An 18,101-nucleotide genomic window follows, 5' to 3' on the forward strand; every position below is an offset into this window, starting at 1 on the left:
CTTTCATATAAAAATTAGGAGCAAATCATTGCTCCTAATTTTTGTTAAGCTGCTTTACGTCTCCATAATACATATGCAGAAGCAATACATAATACACCCATACCTACTTCTGTAGCTGTACTATGAGAAGATGCTCCTGTTTTCGGTAGCATGTTTTCATTATTAACTGGTTTATTATCTACAACAAGTTTTACATCTTCATCTTTTGTTTCTTGTTGTATTTGTTTTTGTTCTTTCGGTTCTTCAGTACTTTCTTTTTCTATTACCTTATTTTCTGGCTCTTCAATCGGTTTCGGCTTAATTACTTCATCATCGCCTACATTAGACCAGTCATAAATAGACTTTCCGATTTCTTTAAATTGAACTAACGCTAAAAGAGCTTGCTCTGTAGCCATTCCGTTACCATTTTGATCACTTGGTAACCATTTAAATTCACCATTTGGAAGTTGATATGACAGCAGACTTTGCACTGCCTTATGAAGACGATTTTGATTTACATCTTTAACAAGTGATAATCCAATAATTGCTTGCGCAGTACTATTAGAATTTTCTTGTCCATCAGCAGAAAAACCACCATTTTTTAGCTGTTCGTTATATAAATACGCAACAGCTTTTTGTACAGCTGGTTTCACATCTGGTCGATCTTGATAAGGTGCTAACGCGGATAAAACCATACCTGTTACATCGACGCTACTAGCACTATCTTTACTACCTGAACTAGTATAAGTCCAGCCACCATCTGTATGTTGCGTGTTTAAAATTGCATCTACTAAAGCAACTCGATTCCACTTTGCTTTGACTGGAATCTCATATTTATTCGTATCAAAGGCAAGTAACGCAAATGTATAACCTGTAACAGAATTTACTTTATCAGATTCATACAATTTTTGAACTAAGTTATGTCCGCCTACCTTTTTAGGGTCTGCACTCATTGCATTCATCATAATAATCGTTCTAGCTAAATCTGTTGCTGAAAAACGATTTATACGCTTTTCCACTTTTTCTGTTACTGCCTTAACATAATTTAATTGCGCCTCAATTGGTACATTCTTTCCAGAACGAGAAAGCCCTAGAGCTACCCAATCACTCTCTATTCCATCTTGTAACATCTTTTCAGACGTTTTAGAAATTGCTTCGTTTACTTGCGCTGCTGGAACTTGAATATTCTCTTGCTTTGGTTGTTCTGGTGTTTTTGTTCCATCTGGATTTTCCTGTTTTGGATCATCTGCTTTTGGCTCTTCTGGTTTCTCTTGTTTTGGATCATCCGTCTTTGGTTCTTCTGGTTTCTCTTGTTTTGGATCATCCGTCTTTGGTTCTTCTGGTTTTTCTTGTTTTGGATCATCTGTTTTTGGTTCTTCTACCGTTTTACAAGTACCAAATTTATCTAATGTTTGTTGTAATGTTTCTTGACTCATATTGCTCCAGTCTGAAACAAAGCGGAAGACAACAACATCTCCAGATTTTAATTTATAACTATCCGCTCCAACTTCTGCAGATTTATCATTTACATCATACAGCCAGCCACTTGTAGCCCCGGCCATTAGCCCATCAATGCCTTTTACATACGTTCCAAACGACATCGTTTCAGCTTCTACTTTGTCCCCCATGACTTTTTGCAGCAAACTTAAAGCTGTTTCCCCATCTTTAATTTGCTCTTCTTTCGGACATAACATAATGCCATTTTGTGATTCACCAACAATTGCAAGTTTTGCTGTATTTCCTTCAGCAAACGTAATATGTACTGTATTCGCAAAAGAAACAAATACAAGTATAACTGCCATTAACGACGTAAGCAGCCATTTTTTCAACATTGCCATCCCAAAATTTCCTCCCTTACTACCATTTACACAAAAAAAGGCCCTTCAAGGGCGTGCGATTGACACTCTCTTTTTGTAAGTGTCGAACAAACTGTGCAACACCTCCTACCCGCATCATTCGCGGCTATATTTGTATAGGAAAAATAATTTTGTTTATGAACGTATCATTGTGATAACATTCACTTTTTTAGGCACAACTTACTTCCATTTAAGTTATCGTAAAACGATAAACCTATACATTCTGTTAATTTTAAATTTCTGTATTATTTTACTATTGACAAAGAATTTTGTCCATGCTTTATCGGATTTATTTTCTAAGAATAGTAACTTACTAACCTTTAACGACGCAAACTTTTTTCTCTAATAATGATGCCATCTTCATCCACATAAACATAATCATTTGGCTTCCACTCCACTTGTCCAAATTGCAATGTAATATTTCGTTCTCCCTTTCCTTCTTTAACACTTCTATTTGGCATCGTTCCTAACGCTAAAATACCAATATTAATATTTTTCAACTCACTAGAATCACGAACATATCCATTTACAATAATTCCTGCTAGCTTTCTTTCTTCTGCAATAGCTGCCAAATTATCGCCTAGTAACGCACAATTAGTAGATGCTTCTCCATCAACAACTAATACCGTTCCTTCTGGTAATGTTTGCAATCCTTCTTTCACTAATACATTATCATCCTTTACTTTTACCGTTGCAATTTTCCCATGGAATTGTTCTTTCTTCCCAAAAGATCGAAAAGACTGGCGACATATTTGTAATTCTTTTTCAAACTCATCACATAGATCAGTAGTTTTCCACATCTTTTTCCCTCTTTTCTTTTTTCCTTCTATATAACATATTCTTGGATTATTTTCGTTTCCCTGTCTAATGTTGCAATAATTTGTATGTGTAGGAAAAGGATACAGAAACTATTGCCTTAAGAAGCAAGCTTTATTATAATCTATTTCACAGATAAATTTCAGAATATTAAAAATTAACCAAGTGAAAAAGGAGGAGTTTTATGCAATTACAGACCGAGGCAAAAAAACAGACTAGTAAACGAAAGTTTAAAATGCCTGACGCGTACGTACTACTATTTTTTATTGCCTTACTTTGTGCCATAGCTACTTATTTCGTCCCTGCTGGAGAGTTTAAAAGAGTTACAAACGGTACTGTTACAACGACAATACCAGGAAGTTACCATTCTGTTCCACAATCGCCAGTAGGGTTTGTTTCTTTTTTTACCGCTATTGAAAAAGGAATGACACTTGCTGCTCCTATCATCTTTTTAATTTTATTTACAGGTGGAGCCATTGCCATTCTTGAAAAAACAGGTGCTCTTGACGGTTTAATCTATCATGTGATTAACAAATTTCGGAATCAGCAATTACTTTTCATTTGTATTGTCGCCGCACTCTTTTCTCTTCTCGGAACGACTGGCATTATCGTTAACTCAGTTATCGGCTTTATCCCCATCGGCATCATCGTTGCACGCACATTGAAATGGGATGCTATCGTTGGCGTAGCAATTATTTATTTAGGTACTTATGCTGGTTTTAATGCTACTATATTATCTCCCTCACCTTTAGGCATTTCACAAAAAATCGCAGAACTTCCGATGTTTTCAGGGATTGGGTTACGTACAGCAATCTATATCTCTTTTTTAATTGCTACCATTTTGTATATTAATTGGTATATAAAACGTTTAAAAAAATCGAATAAAGGAAGCATACTCGGCGATAACTGGTTTCCAAGTAATGCTCTTTCAAGAGAGAGAGAAATAGAGAAAACTGAAGTTCCTTGGACAATACGTCACAAATTAATTTTACTCGTCTCAGCTTTATCATTAATTGTATTTTTAATAGGGGCTTTTCGACTACATTGGACAGATGCAGAAATGACCGCTACTTTTATTTTCATCGCAATTACAGCAGGAATATTCGGCGGTATGAAAGCGAACGATATCGCTTCTACTTTTCTAGCAGGCTGCCAAAATCTCATATACGGTGCTTTGATCGTCGGAATGGCTCGTTGTATTTCAGTCATTCTAGAACAAGGCAAATTACTTGATACAATTGTTAATCAACTCGCACAGTCTCTCGAAGGACATAGCCCTGTATTTGGCGTTATCGGTATGTATGTAAGTAGTGCCGCATTACATTTCCTCATTTCATCTGGGACAGGAGAATCTGTTATTTTCATTCCGATATTAGCTCCATTAGCTGATTTCATGCACATTACACGCCAAGTTACAGTACAAGCTGTTATGCTCGGCGAAGGTGTAGTGAACTGCTTAAATCCAACTTCCGGTGTTTTAATGGGCGTACTCGCAGCGAGCGGCATTTCTTACGGAAAATGGATTCGATTTATGGCTCCTCTTGCATTCATTTGGTTTATTATTGGACTTATTTTTCTTATTATTGGGGTGAATATTGAGTGGGGACCGTACTAAAAGGTTTACAATATACTTAACTTGATGATACAAAAACATCTATTCTATTTACCTCTCCAATCCTATGAAAATTATTGATTCTAGTATAGATGTAAGAAGGGATTAATCATTATGATCAATCCCTTCTTACAAAATATAATACCTTTACAAATCTTAGTTCCAAATTTTATTTACCCATTCCGGATGATCAATAAAAGGATTGCGATTATGTTGATATTTTGTAAAAATTATTTCATTACGCTTTCGCTCTAAATCATCGACCGGATCTTGTTCATTCCATTTTAGTAATACAGATAGTTTCCCCATGTACGGATCTTTATTGTTATTCACCTTTTCATTTAGTTCCAAATCTATTTCACCGCTATCCCCTTCGTAACGAACAGCCATGTAAAACAGCATTCTAGCGATGTCTCCTTTTACACTATCACGAGGTTCCCAAGAATCACTATCATATTTACATTCTGTCGCTTCCGAATGATTTACACCACCATTATCAAAATCCAGATTTCCACGTGAACTATTTACAGATACATCCGTCGCTCTTAAATGATGCAGATCTGTTCCAGGTCCTGCAGCCGTTCCAAAATCACCATGAGATTTTGCCCAAACATGCTCTCGATTCCAGTTATTAACTCCTGAACCATTCGTAAGTTTCCCTTGCGAACGCCCAGTATATAAGAGTATTACATTGTTTTTATTATTTGGATCTTCATCCGTATCTCTTAGCGCTTCCCAAACCGCACTGTATGATAACTTTGTATGATCATCAATAATATTATGAAGTTCCTTCTTTAATTCCAAACCCGTTTTTCCTATTGCATTATTATAATATGTATCGTCATAGCTTTTTACAGTCATCTCTTGTGGTGATACAGAAGCTACTTCACCATGTATAGTATCTGTGAATGATAGAGATGCAGAACCTAAAATAAAGAATGAAGATAGTGTAACCATAGCAAGCTTTGTATTTCGAAACTTCATATACCCATTTCCCCTTTAAAATATAATTTGAAGTCATTTACTAAAAATGGTCTCCCTAAAACTACGAAAACGTTTAAAACTCCATTCCCCTTCTCTTTTTATTTAATACAAAACCCTAATCAGTCTGTATCATTTCCATACTTTTGGTTTATCTACTTTTCAAACAAATTCACTTTTCACAAGGAATATCCTTCCCTAGTAAAGATTATTAAACTATTCTTTACAATTAAAAAGTAGTTTAATGTTAACTTATAAATTTCAATTTTTTTATGCAATTATGCATATTTAATAAATTTTTCAAAGAAAACCGTGCAATAAAACAGATAGAGTCTAGGACAGCAATCGTACAAATCGAGATGATAGCTCGGCTCTTCCTTTTTCCATAACTGTCTTTATTTTTTGTGTAAAACTCTTCTTTCTCTAAAAAATAAGTACAAAAATAGATTGGATACCATGTAGGCACCAATCTATTTTTATTAAAGAAACTGTGTTAATTCTGCATTGACAACACGTTGTGCAGTAATGATAACACTTTCAGCTGTTATTCCATACACACTATATAGTCCACCAGGTTGATTAGGAACAATTTGAACTTCATATTCTAATGCTTGTCCAAAAGCAGGATGAACTAAACTTAGAGTTTCAATAGTAGAAGCATTAGAATTCACATTGAAATTCACCTGTTCAATTAATACTATTGAACCGTCAAGTCTAAAAACTCTAGCTACTCCAGTAAGCGGGCCAGCAGTACGGTTAAGGATTTTCACCCTAACTCTATTTGCATTAGCAGGTTGATTTCCCAAGTTTTCAATAGGACCTGTAGTAAAAGCCATTTTACATTCACCTCCATTATATTATTACGATATTCAATGTTATATATTAACGTTATAAACTAATTACTCAATTTTTTCTAAATAAAAAAGCTCATTTCTTATATTTTTCAATAAGAAACAAGCTTTTCTTTTTCAACTATCATTCCTAAGGTAAATCTATCTGTCTCGGAAACTTTTGGAGCTAATTGACGTTTATGTTGAGCATACAACTACTTCTATTTATTTGGCATCGAAGCTATATACTTTTTAACTACTTCATATACATATTCTTGATTTGCCGCTGCTGTATTTGGATTGTATTTTCCGCCGTTTGTTTTATTGTTAGATAATACTCTAATTCCTAAAAATGGTACGTCATAAGCTTTTGCGATTTGTGCTGCAGCAGCGCCTTCCATTTCTTCTACAGATGTACCGTATTTTGTATGGAACCACTTAATTCTATCAACTTCATTATTCCAAACGTCTGCTGAACCTATCGTACCCTCAACCACTTTACCTTTTGTATATGTATCTTTCACTGCATTAGCTGCTGCAAGTAAATCCTTATCTCCCTCGTAGTATCGGATTTTCTCAGCATTTGGATCTTCTCCTGCACTTCCTTCAGAAGCCATTAAATCCATAGATATCCATTTTGTTGGCTCAATCCCTTGATTCTCATCCATATTTGTGGTTTTTAATGAACCTATATTTGCAACTTGTTTTCCTAACACAATATCAAATACGTTTAAATTAGAATCATGGCCACCCGATGTTCCTTGGTTAATAATCGCTATAGGCTTATATTTTTCAATAGCCACTGCTGTAGCAGCTGCTGTATTTTCCATTCCTTTACCTGTTTTCGCAACGATTACGGGATAATTGTCGACAGTTCCTTTATAAAATACAAATGTTCCAGACTTTTCTTCTTTCACATTTTTTAACCTTTTCGCAAATTTTTCTGCTTCTATCGGCATTGGACCTTGAATTAAGATAGGCTTTTCGTTGCTTTTTGCCTCAACAACTTGTTTTGGACTCGCATTACATCCCGCAAGTATTGAGGATGACAATGCAATAGTAGTTACTAGGGCAGCACATTTTTTTAACATATTGTTCTTCATAAATAATCTCTCCTCTTTCTCTTGTTGTTTCATATGCTCGATGTTTTCGCCCAAAGAAAAAAGTTCTAGAAATTGTAGAAGAATCTCTACTTTCTAGAACTACGGTAGTCAAAGTTAATGAAGCAAAAGACGAGGTCAATGCTACATTATAGAACGGTAGCTGCTCCATACACAAACCGACCGAATACTTTAACCCGTAGTCCAGTTCTTTCATTGGGAACTAGGTAGAAACGCTCGGACCATATTACCGAGTATATACGAGTGATGTTATTCAAAATTATTATATGGATAATATAACAAACTATTAGTGTAGACGCAATATAAATATGAACATTATTTCATTTCACTCTAAAAATGTTCGTCTTTAAAATGTTATATACTGAAAAATCTTTTTTTTTGATGTTTTATACCGTAAAAAGCAGAATCCGTATACTTAATTAGATCATCCTACAGCAACCGTTAAGAAACATCTATCTAAAATAAAAAGAAGTTCCATAATATTTAGAACTTCTTCCCCTATGTATATTTACTTCGTTATCTCACCAAACTGGGCTCTCGTCACTTTCGCTAAGTCATCCACTTTAAGTTCAATTTGTATACCAATTTTTCCGCCGCTTACAATGATCGTTTCAAGTGATTGAGCACTTTCATCGATACATGTAGAAAATAACTTCTTCATTCCGACTGGTGAACAACCGCCGCGAATATACCCTGACACTTTCGTAATATCTTTAACAGGTATCATTTCAATCTTCTTTTCACTTACTGCTTTTGCGGCAGCCTTTAAATTCAGTTCCTCATCTACTGGAATAATAAACACATGATAATTTTTACTATTCCCTTGAGCGACTAAGGTTTTATATACTTCTCTTACTTCTCGTCCAATTTTCTTGGCTACTGACACGCCATCAATTTTCCCATCGTCTGGATCATATGACATCATCGAATATTCAATTTTTTCTTTATCTAATATTCTCATCGCATTCGTTTTATCTTTTTTCATGTGCTTCTCCTTAAAAGGTTATTTCATATTATTAAGTTTTCTTTTATTATACACCCTTTTCCATTTCTCCTACATAACTTCACGCATTTTTCAAAACTGAAAATATTGATATTTCAAAAACCATCTGATATAATTTGGAAAAACTTATGTTAAGGAGAGATTTGTAATGCGAAATTTTAATACTTCTTTCCAACTTCATCATCATACGTAACGCCGTGTATCCGAAGAAAATTTTTTCTTCGTGGGTACAGGGCTTTTCCTGTTTACCCACGAAGCGTTCATAAAGCTATGTGGGTATTTTTATACCCGCATAGCTTTTTTTAATTTAAAAAAGGAGTGATTACAGTGGAAATGAAAAATGTAAAAGGAACAAAGGACTATTTACCAGAGGAGCAAGTGCTGCGAAATAAAATTAAAAGAGCGTGTGAAGATACGTTTGAACGTTATGGCTGTAAACCGTTAGAGACACCTACGTTAAATATGTATGAACTTATGTCTTACAAGTATGGCGGTGGTGATGAAATTTTAAAGGAAATATATACACTTCAAGATCAAGGAAAACGTGAGCTTGCTTTACGTTACGATTTAACAATTCCATTCGCAAAAGTCGTGGCGATGAATCCAAATATTCGCCTACCTTTTAAACGGTATGAAATTGGGAAAGTATTTCGAGATGGTCCGATTAAACAAGGGAGATTTCGTGAGTTTATACAATGCGACGTTGATATAGTCGGTGTTGAGTCTGTAATGGCAGAAGCTGAACTTATGAGCATGGCGTTTGAACTATTCCGAACGTTAAACTTAGAAGTAACAATCCAATATAATAACCGAAAATTATTAAACGGTATTCTTCAGGCGATTAACATCCCTACTGAATTAATGAGTGACGTAATATTATCATTAGACAAAATTGAAAAGATTGGGATTGATGGTGTACGGAAAGATGTATTGGGGCGTGGAATTACTGAAGAAATGGCTGATACGATATGTAATACCGTATTATCTTGTCTAAAGCTTACAATTGCTGACTTTAAAGAAGCTTTCAATAATCAACTCGTTACCGATGGAATAAACGAATTACAACAATTACAGCAATATTTAATTGCTCTTGGAATAAACGAGAATGCTATATTCAATCCGTTTCTAGCACGAGGACTTACAATGTACACAGGTACCGTATATGAAATCTTTCTAAAAGACGGCTCGATTACATCCAGCATAGGTAGTGGTGGTCGTTACGATAATATTATCGGAGCATTCCGTGGTGATAATATGAACTATCCAACAGTCGGTATTTCATTCGGTTTAGACGTTATTTATACAGCACTCTCACAGAAAGAAACAAAATCCTCTACAGCGGACTTATTTATTATCCCACTCGGGACAGAATTACAATGCTTGCAAATTGCCCAGCAATTACGATCCACTACTTCATTGAAAATTGAACTTGAACTAGCAGGACGCAAACTAAAACGCGCCCTTAATTATGCCAATAAAGAGAACATCCCTTATGTACTTATTATTGGTGAAGAGGAACTTAGTGCAGAAACCGTTATGCTAAGAAATATGAAAGAAGGTAGTGAGGTGAAGGTTCCTCGTGCTTCTTTAAGTAATTATTTATAATAAAAACCACCCTCGTTTGGGTGGTTTTTCTATTTTATAGATAACCTATAATTAGTTTACATAAAATGATTATAATCTACTCAAAACTACAAATATATAATATCCAATCACCTATTATTTTTGGTAAGATATAGATTGTTTTAGGAGGATTAACTTTGAAAACCTACATCCAAGCACTAAAATGGACTACAGGGATCTATCATCTTTTATTACTTCCTTGTTATTATTTATTTCAAAGTCTTGTTAACCTATATGGGATACCTTTACTACTATTGATTGTTTTACATATCACTACTTTTTTATTAGCTAAAAAAGAAGGCATGAATACGTATCCTCATTATATCGGTATTATCGTTACTCTAGTTGCCTTCTTTCCTTATATAGCAATCGTTCTACATATTATAGCAGCAATCTTCCTTTTATTAGACGCTACTTCCACTACTAAAAATGAAGTTTGTAATTCATAGTAGGATAAAGCGAAACTTTTATTACGGATGGTGTTGTCTATATTAGCACACACCAAAGTCTTTTTCACAAGTAGCACGCCTCCCGCTAACTCCTTTGCTTCAGTAAAGTTTTGAGGTGAATCGGCAAAGAGCAAAATCAGTAGCACACTCTAGCCTTATTGCTAATATCCAAAAAGGATTTACTTTTTAAGTAGATCCTTTTTTAATAGAAAAGCGAATTCCTTACTTTGGATTAATGAAAGAATATTCCGATTTATTTTTATAAAATTCTAAATATTTACAATAAACCTAAATTAACATACATTTTAGTTACACAAAAAAATCTAAGTTTAAAGGAGATGAATTCATGCTTAAAAAGTTGGTAGTAGGTGCAGTGTTAGCTGCTTCATCATTAACTGTAGGATTGGGATCAGTATTAGCTAGTACCGAAAAGGATTATACGATTGCCTCTTTCGAATATGTAACTGTAGATGAAAAGGCTGTAGATTCGTTTAACAAATTGGGTGCTCCATCAAAGGAAGACGTAAAAATAACTTTAGTTCTACCGAAACAAAATCAAAATGGAGACTGGTTATCTTATGGATTTTCGAACAAAGAAAGTTTAGAGTCTTTTATTGAAAAAGATAAACAAAGGTTGAATCATACAATCACTCCCCTTGGTGTTGGAGGGAGCGGACCTGGTAGTACAGACTTCTATAAACGTACAGGTAGCGAGTATTTTTCTCTAAGTAGCGGTTATAAAAACTTGTCTGCTAGTTGGCAAAATCAAATTGTTTCTGTACGTACAGCAGCTCCTACTGCTAGCTATTCAACAACGCTATGGGAACGTACTTCAACTGAAGGATATGGAAAAGGTGTTGTTTTTAGACACGCTGATTGGTATGGTAAAACTGCAAACTTGAGTGACTTTGCAACTTCAGCAGTTGAAGTTAAAAAGTAAAAAACATAGAAATAAAGTGAAACTTTAATCAGTGGGGGTTTTGTTCATCCCCCACTGATTATTAGCCTTCACCAATCGGGCTTTTACGGGCAGCCCGACCCCCACCTAACTTCTTTGCTTCCACTGAATTTTGAGGTGGAGGGCTTACTGCCCGTTAATGCGGGATAAAAGGTGTTTCCACATATGGAAACACCTTTTATTTCTACAACTATTTCACATATCTCTCCTATATCCATTTCAACTCTTAACTTTTATTTTGTGTATTTCTACTTTCCAAAACTTTCTCCATATTATGAGTTGCCCATTCCATCATTAATAGAATCATTGGACGAAGTGATTCACCAAGCTCAGTTAACGAATATTCTACTTTTGGAGGTACTTCGCGGTACACTTCGCGATGTATGATACCATCTGCTTCAAGTTCTCTAAGCTGCAGTGTTAACATTCTTTGTGTGATATTAGGTTTTAATCTTTTTAATTCATTAAACCTCTTTGTACCATCTAATAAATGATACAAAATAACCCCTTTCCATTTCCCTCCAATGACCTCAACCATCGCTTCCACTGGACAAGAATATTTATTTAAAAATGGGTAATTTATATTATTTTCTTTTGAACAATCCATAATAAATCCCTTCCCTTAACATTAGTATCTTTTTTGATACTATACCACATAAATGTGCGTACTTGTTTCCATGTTACTTTAAAAATATAATTTACTTACAAAATAAATTAATGAAAAGAGGAACTTTTATGACAAATACAAACCAAATGACAAAAGAAAAAATTATGGAGGCTTTTCATTTCAGACATGCATGTAAAGCGTTCGATCCTATGCAAAAAATTTCAGAAGAGGATTTTAATTTCATTTTAGAAACAGGCAGATTATCTCCTTCTTCTTTTGGATATGAACCTTGGAAATTTGTTATCGTACAAAATAAAGAAGTAAGAGAAAAACTACAACCATATTCATGGGGTGCTGGTGGGCAACTTGCAACAGCAAGTCACTTTGTCATTGTTCTTTCAAGAAACATTAAAGATATGCATTATGATGCAGATTATATTAAATATATGATGAACGATATTATTGGATTACCTGAAGACACTCAAAAAATTAGATATGAATTCTTCAAAAAGTTCCAGGAATCAGATTTTAACTTATTACAATCCGACCGTGCTGTATTTGATTGGGCATCAAAACAATCTTATATCGCTTTAGGTAATATGATGACGAGTGCAGCTCAAATTGGTATTGACTCTTGTCCAATAGAAGGATTTGATAAAGAGAAAGTAGATTCTTTACTTCGTCAAGAAGGCATTGTAAACGACGATAATTTTGAAGTATCCGTTATGGCTGCCTTTGGTTACCGTAAAGAAGAGCCAAAGCGTGATAAAACAAGACAGACTATGGATACAATTGTTGAATGGATTTAGTAATATAGCACTCAAAAAATATTCCTCCTTATTGCTGGATACTCATACTAAAGAAGTAGAATTTGATTTTTCTTATGTATGAAATTGATTTTCCATGGAAAGATATGTTAGTATGTATGCAGTTTGAACGCTCTATTTTTTAGAGTCGAACAGGAGGAGAATGAATATGTCTGATATTGAAGTTGGCGAAGTGTTTACTCTTAGTGATGAGAATAACGAGGATCAGGAAGTAGAAGTACTTGGAGCGATGGATGTCGAAGGCGCAGAATATATTGCAGTTGCCTTCGTAGAAGACATTCAAACCGAAACTGAGGAAGACATTGATATCTTCTTTTTAAAAGTAGAAGAAGATAATGAGTTTTCATACATTGAAAATGATGAAGAGTTTGATAAAGTATCGGCTGCTTTTGATAAGATTTTGGATGAGCAAGAAGAGCAAGAGTAATATTCGTTAAAAACTCGAGGGGGATGCATATCCGCCCTCTTTTTTTATTCATCACTTACCAAGCTACATGTATTAAAGAGACTTATGCAGCCATTCCAGTACATCTTTCATCGCAAAAGGACCATCTTTTTTTACATGCTCCGCAAATTCCGAAACGAGACGTAGTGTTCTCACACTTTCGATTGGATGCTCTCCTGATGCACTTTCAGCAGAAAGCATCACTGCATTCGTCCCGTCTAGTACAGCTTGAAAAACATCGGTGACCTCTGCCCTTGTAGGAATAGAATGATCTACCATAGATTGAAGCATTTGTGTTGCTGTAATAACATATGTATTCGTTCGATTACATTCACGAATCATCATTTTTTGTAAAAGCGGAATAATTTGATACGGCAATTCCACTCCTAAATCCCCCCTTGCAATCATAATTCCGTCTGCTTCTTTACATATATCTTGAAAATTCTCGATTGCTTCCATCGTTTCTATTTTTGCAATTAAACTTGGAGACGTTTCTTTATGCTCTTGTATAAAATTTCGTATTTCCTTTATATGACTAGGTTTTCGTACGAAAGAACACGCGATAAAATCAACACCCTCCTTTAAAAGAAATTGAATATCTTTTTTATCTTTCTCTGTAATAGCCGGTAAACTAACTGTCGCACCTGGTAAATTCACCCCTTTATGAGATGAGATATTACCACCTGTCTTGATCTTTGTTTCTATTCTTTCCTTACTTACCTTTTCAACAATTAATTCAACCTCTCCATCATTAATCAAAATTCTACTGTCTACTTTCACATCATTCGCAATACCTACATAATCCACACTTGCTTCTGTATTACTCCCTATGACTGGTTGCGTATGTAAAAGAAAAGAATCCCCGGCCTTAAGTGTAATTTGATCTTCCTTCATTTCACCTAATCTTATTTTAGGACCTTGCACATCACCTAAAATTTTAATAGAGTCATCTAAAGATTTCACTAAACGAATGATGTCTTTATGACTTTCATGCGTGCCATGTGATAAATTTAGCCGAACAATTTTCATACCATTCTTTATTAACTGCACTAACGTTTCTTTATTATTACTTGCTGGTCCTATTGTACACACTCGATCAATTGTCATTCTTGCCACCATCCTTTTTCAGATAGGTTTCCCACAAAAATTTAAAAATAACATAGGGAATACAATAACAACTTTAAACTTTACAAACGAAGTAATCCCACATACAAACGTAAAATTGCTTCGTACATGATTGATTTATACCGTGTTTCGTTTTTACCGTTAATACTCTCCTTTACTATCTTTTCTTTTTCCGCCGCTACAATTAATGAATACATAATCCGATTTTTTTGTATTACATTCGATGCGATGCTTCTAACCACCTTTCATTACCACCCTACTTTTCATTCATGTGCTCTTCTATAAGTGTAAATCTACATTTACATGAATTTCATATTGGTAACCCTATTTTCATGTTCGCTAAGCAATTGAAGCTATATTCAAATTATTAAAATGAAGATATGTTAAATCAAAAGTAAAAGAAAAGTTAAGTATCGGATAGATTATTGAGAGTTTCGAAATTTTCATATATTGTATGAATTGAGTTCGAACTCAAAAATTTAAAAAGGTGGGAAAATTAGTGAATATGAAAAAATCTTTATCGGTGACAACTTTAGGGTTAGCGGTTTTAGGTTTTGGTTTTACTAATAACGCAAGTGCCTCAGAGGTGGGTGCTGCAGACAAGCAGCCTGTTTTAGTTGACTTTGATACAATTCAATCAACAAAAACATCCAATGTTTCTAGTTTGACTGTTGCAGCTGCACCTAAGAATGATTCTAACATTAGCGTCTATACTCCCTTTTTTGGTAACCCATATGCAGTTGCTCAATCTAAATCAACTACGACCGAAGACTATATTTATGCAAAAGCAAGGACTTTCAATGGCGATGGCTCATTAGTGAATACGAAAAGTAATAATGCAAAAAAATCATCTTATGTAAGTGCAACAGCGACCAACACAAGCGTTTATTATGGAGATGATTACGCTATTGGTAATCATACCTATAAATTAAATGGTTATAATGATGTGAATCACGAAACAAAAGCTTCCTGGTAAGAAAGAGAAAAAAGATATGCATCTTGCATATCTTTTTTCTCTTATATTTTAAATAGATTGAGGTGTTATTTATGAAAAAAATATATATCATTATCGTTTGTTTACTTATTTCGTTCATTACAATGTATGTTTTGTTCCATGCTTCAATTATACAACCTTATACACTTTCCAAAGAAAATAAGAGAGAGAAACAAACCAATACTATTTCATACGGCTTAAAGGATAATCAAGGCCAACATATTAACAATGGTAGTGAAATTACTAGTGAGAATAATACAATTAACGTATCGTTATCATTTATACATAATATTGACGAAGACCGAAAGTATGGATTAATTGTTCTAGAAGATTACGTACAAAAACCTTTTAAAATAGAAAATACTGTAAATGAACTGTCACACTACTCTTTCGATATGAAACCAAATAGTTCGATTACTACGAAAATCTCTTTACACACTTCTCCTAACGCAAGCGAATTAGCCTTTTTGATTATTAAAAAACCCGAATATAAATTAAAAGATAATGACTTACATAAAGCGTCTATACTAGAAGAGATTTTAAGTATGCGATATTCAATACATCATCCTCATAAAGAAAGTGAAACATTAAATTCTACCCATATACAGCCAAATACTATTTTAAAAGATGGTCTTTATGAGCCATTATTTGTTACGAGCAATGAAGAGAAATTGCAAACGGTATTTTCTGAAAAGGAAGGTGAAGCATTAACTCTATCTAACGGTAATGAAACAAAAGATGAAATACCTTATGCAATCGTGGCCTTTAAAGATTGGGAACAAGTTGCATTATTCCATAATAAAAACGTCGCTTATACTACAGTCGCACCAGAAACGAGACAAACTTTTACTTTCACACTACCTGCAGTGGAACAGGAAAGTAATTTCCAACTAGTCGCATTTCCATTTCCTTATAAAGTTAGTGAAGATCATTATGTCAGTCAACAAGCATACGGTTCATTTCGTATCGTAATTGAAAATAAAAAATAAATATGTTCCCACTATATACAATTACGACAACGTAAAAAGCCTACTCACACAAGTAGGCTTTTTCATACTACGATAACTTCGTCAATAACTGATTTAAATCTTTTTTCGTTTTCGACGTTAACGACTTCATTTTCGTAATATCGATCTTTTCTTTTTCCGCGCCTACAATTAACGGATACATACTTTGACCGATTGTTTTAGAATCCGTCGGATGTGATGCTTCCAACTCTTTTTCAATGACATCCCACTTCTCATTAATTTGTTTTCCAAGTTTATTTACTGTTTCTAATTTAGGGTTAGCAGCTAATTGCTTGTCTAAGCTTTCAATTAATGCCACAACTTCTTTTACATTTGTTTTCACAGCTACACTTTTCTTCGGATCTTTAGTAGTCTTTCCACTTGTCGTTTGGTCTGTCGTTTTCCCGCTAGTAGTTTGATCGGTTGCTTTGCCACTTGTAGTTTGCTCATTCGTTTTTCCTGTCGTTTCTTTTTCTTTTGTCGTTTTGCCGTTATTTTCTGTTCCAGATGATTCTTTTGTATTTTTTGCATCCTTATCTGTTTTTTCATTTGAAGAAGTATTTGTTTCTTTTTCAGTATCTTTCGTTGTTTTTGACGCTTCATCTGTACTTGTCGTTTTTGTTTCTCCTTCATTTTGTGCTGTTACTTGCTCTTTCTTTTCTGCCTCTTTATCTGCTGATGGACTACAAGCTGCCATAGTAAGCATTGTACCAATTGTTATCGATGCGATAGCGACCTTTTTCATTTTCATATAAATCCCCCTATGTTTACTTAATTTATCCTCCCCTTTACGATTCTATTTCCCCTTAAAAAATCCCTTTTCATACGAATCACCATCTTTCCGACAGTAATCTTCATAATAATACGTACAAAAACTGATAAACCGATTTGAATATTCGAGTTTCTTCTACTTCATTTTTCCTCTCTGCTGTAAAAGAAAAAGAGTATATTGTCACATCAAGAATTACTATCCTCATATGACGATATACTCTCCTATCAAATTTTTCTCTTTCTTGACATTTTATTTATACAAAAAAATATAAATATCTTAATTTTTTTGTTTCTCAACTATTGTTAACATAATATTTTTATGAGAAACCACCATTCGAATGAATGACTTGCCCAGTAATCCACTTCGCTTCTTCACTTACTAAAAAAGATATTAGGCGCGCAGCATCCAATGATTCTCCAACTCTACCTTGCGGGAATTTCCATACTAAATAATGTTCTAATTCCTCTGTAATCCACCCCGTATTCGTCGGTCCTGGATCAACGGCATTAACGGTAATCCCCTTCTCCATCGCAACTGGTGCTACTGATTTTGTAAATGCTTCAATTGCCCCCTTCGTTGCCACATATGCTAGTTCATCTGGCATTGGATCTAATGACTGCCCTGAAGTAAGATTAATAATACTTCCACTCTTCTTGTATGCATAATGTTTTATAAATAATGAACTTAATAACATAGTTGCCCGAACATTCACTGTATAATGTTTATCTAACTGTTCTACATTTAATTCCTCAATTCTCGTATGAGTAGCATACGCTGCATTATTAATTAAAATAGATGGATCACCTAATCGTTCTGATACCATATAAAACAAACGATTTGGTGAATAAGACTGTGATAAATTGATTTCTGCCATTTCACATCGAACACCGTAACTTTCAATCTCCTTCTTCAACAAAAAGGGCTCTTGATCATTCATTCCCCATGGCATCGCTTTATCATACTGAGACCAGTATGTGAAAAAAATGTCTATCCCTTTTTGAGCAAGCACCTTGCATACAGCTGCACCAATTCCATTCAGACGAGTTGCCCCTGTTACAATTGCTATTTTCTTCACCTTTTCTCCTCCATCTATGGA

General features: G+C 34.4%; 19 protein-coding genes and 1 riboswitch. Of the genes, 8 read left to right on the top strand and 11 right to left on the bottom strand.

All coding sequences use genetic code 11. The features are described 5' to 3' along the window. Nucleotides 1–44 precede the first annotated feature (44 nt). Nucleotides 45–1,817 (bottom strand): DUF4430 domain-containing protein, encoded by a 1,773-nt coding sequence (locus ACS2MN_RS09835; RefSeq protein WP_346994490.1) that lies wholly within the window; start codon nt 1,815–1,817, stop codon nt 45–47. A 338-nt stretch (nt 1,818–2,155) separates the two neighbouring features. Further along, nucleotides 2,156–2,635, bottom strand: coding sequence for a ribonuclease E activity regulator RraA (gene rraA / locus ACS2MN_RS09840; protein WP_000266032.1), 480 nt, complete (start codon nt 2,633–2,635; stop codon nt 2,156–2,158). A 200-nt stretch (nt 2,636–2,835) separates the two neighbouring features. On the opposite strand from rraA, the gene ACS2MN_RS09845 reads away from it, so the two are divergent. Then, the gene (locus ACS2MN_RS09845; protein ID WP_198130340.1) at nt 2,836–4,266 is read left to right on the top strand and encodes a YfcC family protein; all 1,431 of its coding nucleotides are present in this window, start codon (nt 2,836–2,838) and stop codon (nt 4,264–4,266) included. Nucleotides 4,267–4,419: 153 nt separating this feature from the next. Here ACS2MN_RS09845 and ACS2MN_RS09850 read toward each other — a convergent pair whose 3' ends face one another. The 4 genes from ACS2MN_RS09850 to ybaK all read right to left on the bottom strand — a co-directional run bounded on the left by ACS2MN_RS09850 (nt 4,420) and on the right by ybaK (nt 8,180). Next, a complete protein-coding gene (locus ACS2MN_RS09850) occupies nt 4,420–5,247 on the bottom strand; it encodes an endonuclease I family protein (RefSeq protein ID WP_002044171.1) in 828 nt (275 codons plus the stop codon). 476 nt (nt 5,248–5,723) lie between these two features. Beyond that, a complete protein-coding gene (locus ACS2MN_RS09855; protein ID WP_000896124.1) occupies nt 5,724–6,080 on the bottom strand; it encodes a hypothetical protein in 357 nt (118 codons plus the stop codon). A 215-nt stretch (nt 6,081–6,295) separates the two neighbouring features. Continuing rightward, nucleotides 6,296–7,177, bottom strand: a complete 882-nt coding sequence (locus tag ACS2MN_RS09860) for a 5'-methylthioadenosine/S-adenosylhomocysteine nucleosidase (RefSeq protein WP_346994489.1) — start codon at nt 7,175–7,177, stop codon at nt 6,296–6,298. Between the two features lie 177 nt (nt 7,178–7,354). Next, nucleotides 7,355–7,458, bottom strand: a riboswitch (purine riboswitch). Between the two features lie 245 nt (nt 7,459–7,703). Next, entirely contained in the window at nt 7,704–8,180 is a 477-nt protein-coding gene (ybaK, locus tag ACS2MN_RS09865) for a Cys-tRNA(Pro) deacylase (RefSeq protein ID WP_000710873.1), read from the bottom strand. Nucleotides 8,181–8,525: 345 nt separating this feature from the next. Between ybaK and ACS2MN_RS09870 the strand changes: the two genes are divergently transcribed. From ACS2MN_RS09870 to ACS2MN_RS09880, 3 genes are all read left to right on the top strand, one after another. Continuing rightward, nucleotides 8,526–9,803 carry a histidine--tRNA ligase gene (locus ACS2MN_RS09870; protein ID WP_088054976.1) on the top strand — a complete coding sequence of 426 codons (1,278 nt, stop codon included), beginning with the start codon at nt 8,526–8,528 and terminating at the stop codon, nt 9,801–9,803. Between the two features lie 155 nt (nt 9,804–9,958). Further along, nucleotides 9,959–10,270 (top strand): hypothetical protein, encoded by a 312-nt coding sequence (locus tag ACS2MN_RS09875; protein ID WP_000860716.1) that lies wholly within the window; start codon nt 9,959–9,961, stop codon nt 10,268–10,270. Nucleotides 10,271–10,616: 346 nt separating this feature from the next. Then, on the top strand, nt 10,617–11,210 hold the full coding sequence (locus ACS2MN_RS09880; RefSeq protein ID WP_000914494.1) for a hypothetical protein: 594 nt from the start codon (nt 10,617–10,619) through the stop codon (nt 11,208–11,210). A gap of 244 nt (nt 11,211–11,454) precedes the next feature. Here the strand turns inward: ACS2MN_RS09880 and ACS2MN_RS09885 are convergent, their stop codons facing one another. Then, entirely contained in the window at nt 11,455–11,835 is a 381-nt protein-coding gene (locus ACS2MN_RS09885; RefSeq protein WP_061529481.1) for a winged helix-turn-helix transcriptional regulator, read from the bottom strand. Between the two features lie 128 nt (nt 11,836–11,963). Here ACS2MN_RS09885 and ACS2MN_RS09890 point away from each other — a divergent pair, with 128 nt between their 5' ends. Further along, complete coding sequence (locus tag ACS2MN_RS09890; protein WP_000185744.1) at nt 11,964–12,644, top strand: NAD(P)H-dependent oxidoreductase; 681 nt, start codon at nt 11,964–11,966, stop codon at nt 12,642–12,644. Between the two features lie 160 nt (nt 12,645–12,804). Then, the gene (locus ACS2MN_RS09895; RefSeq protein ID WP_002039126.1) at nt 12,805–13,089 is read left to right on the top strand and encodes a DUF1292 domain-containing protein; all 285 of its coding nucleotides are present in this window, start codon (nt 12,805–12,807) and stop codon (nt 13,087–13,089) included. 72 nt (nt 13,090–13,161) lie between these two features. Here ACS2MN_RS09895 and ACS2MN_RS09900 read toward each other — a convergent pair whose 3' ends face one another. Both ACS2MN_RS09900 and ACS2MN_RS09905 read right to left on the bottom strand, forming a co-directional pair. Beyond that, nucleotides 13,162–14,226, bottom strand: coding sequence for a pyruvate kinase (locus ACS2MN_RS09900; RefSeq protein ID WP_015000734.1), 1,065 nt, complete (start codon nt 14,224–14,226; stop codon nt 13,162–13,164). A gap of 68 nt (nt 14,227–14,294) precedes the next feature. Next, nucleotides 14,295–14,474 carry a hypothetical protein gene (locus ACS2MN_RS09905; RefSeq protein ID WP_000252449.1) on the bottom strand — a complete coding sequence of 60 codons (180 nt, stop codon included), beginning with the start codon at nt 14,472–14,474 and terminating at the stop codon, nt 14,295–14,297. Between the two features lie 257 nt (nt 14,475–14,731). Here ACS2MN_RS09905 and ACS2MN_RS09910 point away from each other — a divergent pair, with 257 nt between their 5' ends. After that, nucleotides 14,732–15,208, top strand: coding sequence for a XoxI protein (locus tag ACS2MN_RS09910; protein ID WP_088054978.1), 477 nt, complete (start codon nt 14,732–14,734; stop codon nt 15,206–15,208). Between the two features lie 71 nt (nt 15,209–15,279). Further along, the gene (locus ACS2MN_RS09915; protein WP_087950401.1) at nt 15,280–16,215 is read left to right on the top strand and encodes a hypothetical protein; all 936 of its coding nucleotides are present in this window, start codon (nt 15,280–15,282) and stop codon (nt 16,213–16,215) included. A 67-nt stretch (nt 16,216–16,282) separates the two neighbouring features. Here the strand turns inward: ACS2MN_RS09915 and ACS2MN_RS09920 are convergent, their stop codons facing one another. Together ACS2MN_RS09920 and ACS2MN_RS09925 are read right to left on the bottom strand one after the other, a co-directional pair. Further along, the gene (locus ACS2MN_RS09920; RefSeq protein ID WP_000782529.1) at nt 16,283–16,984 is read right to left on the bottom strand and encodes a hypothetical protein; all 702 of its coding nucleotides are present in this window, start codon (nt 16,982–16,984) and stop codon (nt 16,283–16,285) included. 337 nt (nt 16,985–17,321) lie between these two features. Next, nucleotides 17,322–18,080, bottom strand: a complete 759-nt coding sequence (locus ACS2MN_RS09925) for an SDR family oxidoreductase (RefSeq protein ID WP_000716978.1) — start codon at nt 18,078–18,080, stop codon at nt 17,322–17,324. Nucleotides 18,081–18,101 lie beyond the last annotated feature (21 nt).

Origin of the sequence: Bacillus cereus group sp. BceL062, from assembly GCF_051780025.1 — a bacterium.
GTDB classification, from domain to species: Bacteria; Bacillota; Bacilli; order Bacillales; family Bacillaceae_G; genus Bacillus_A; species Bacillus_A toyonensis.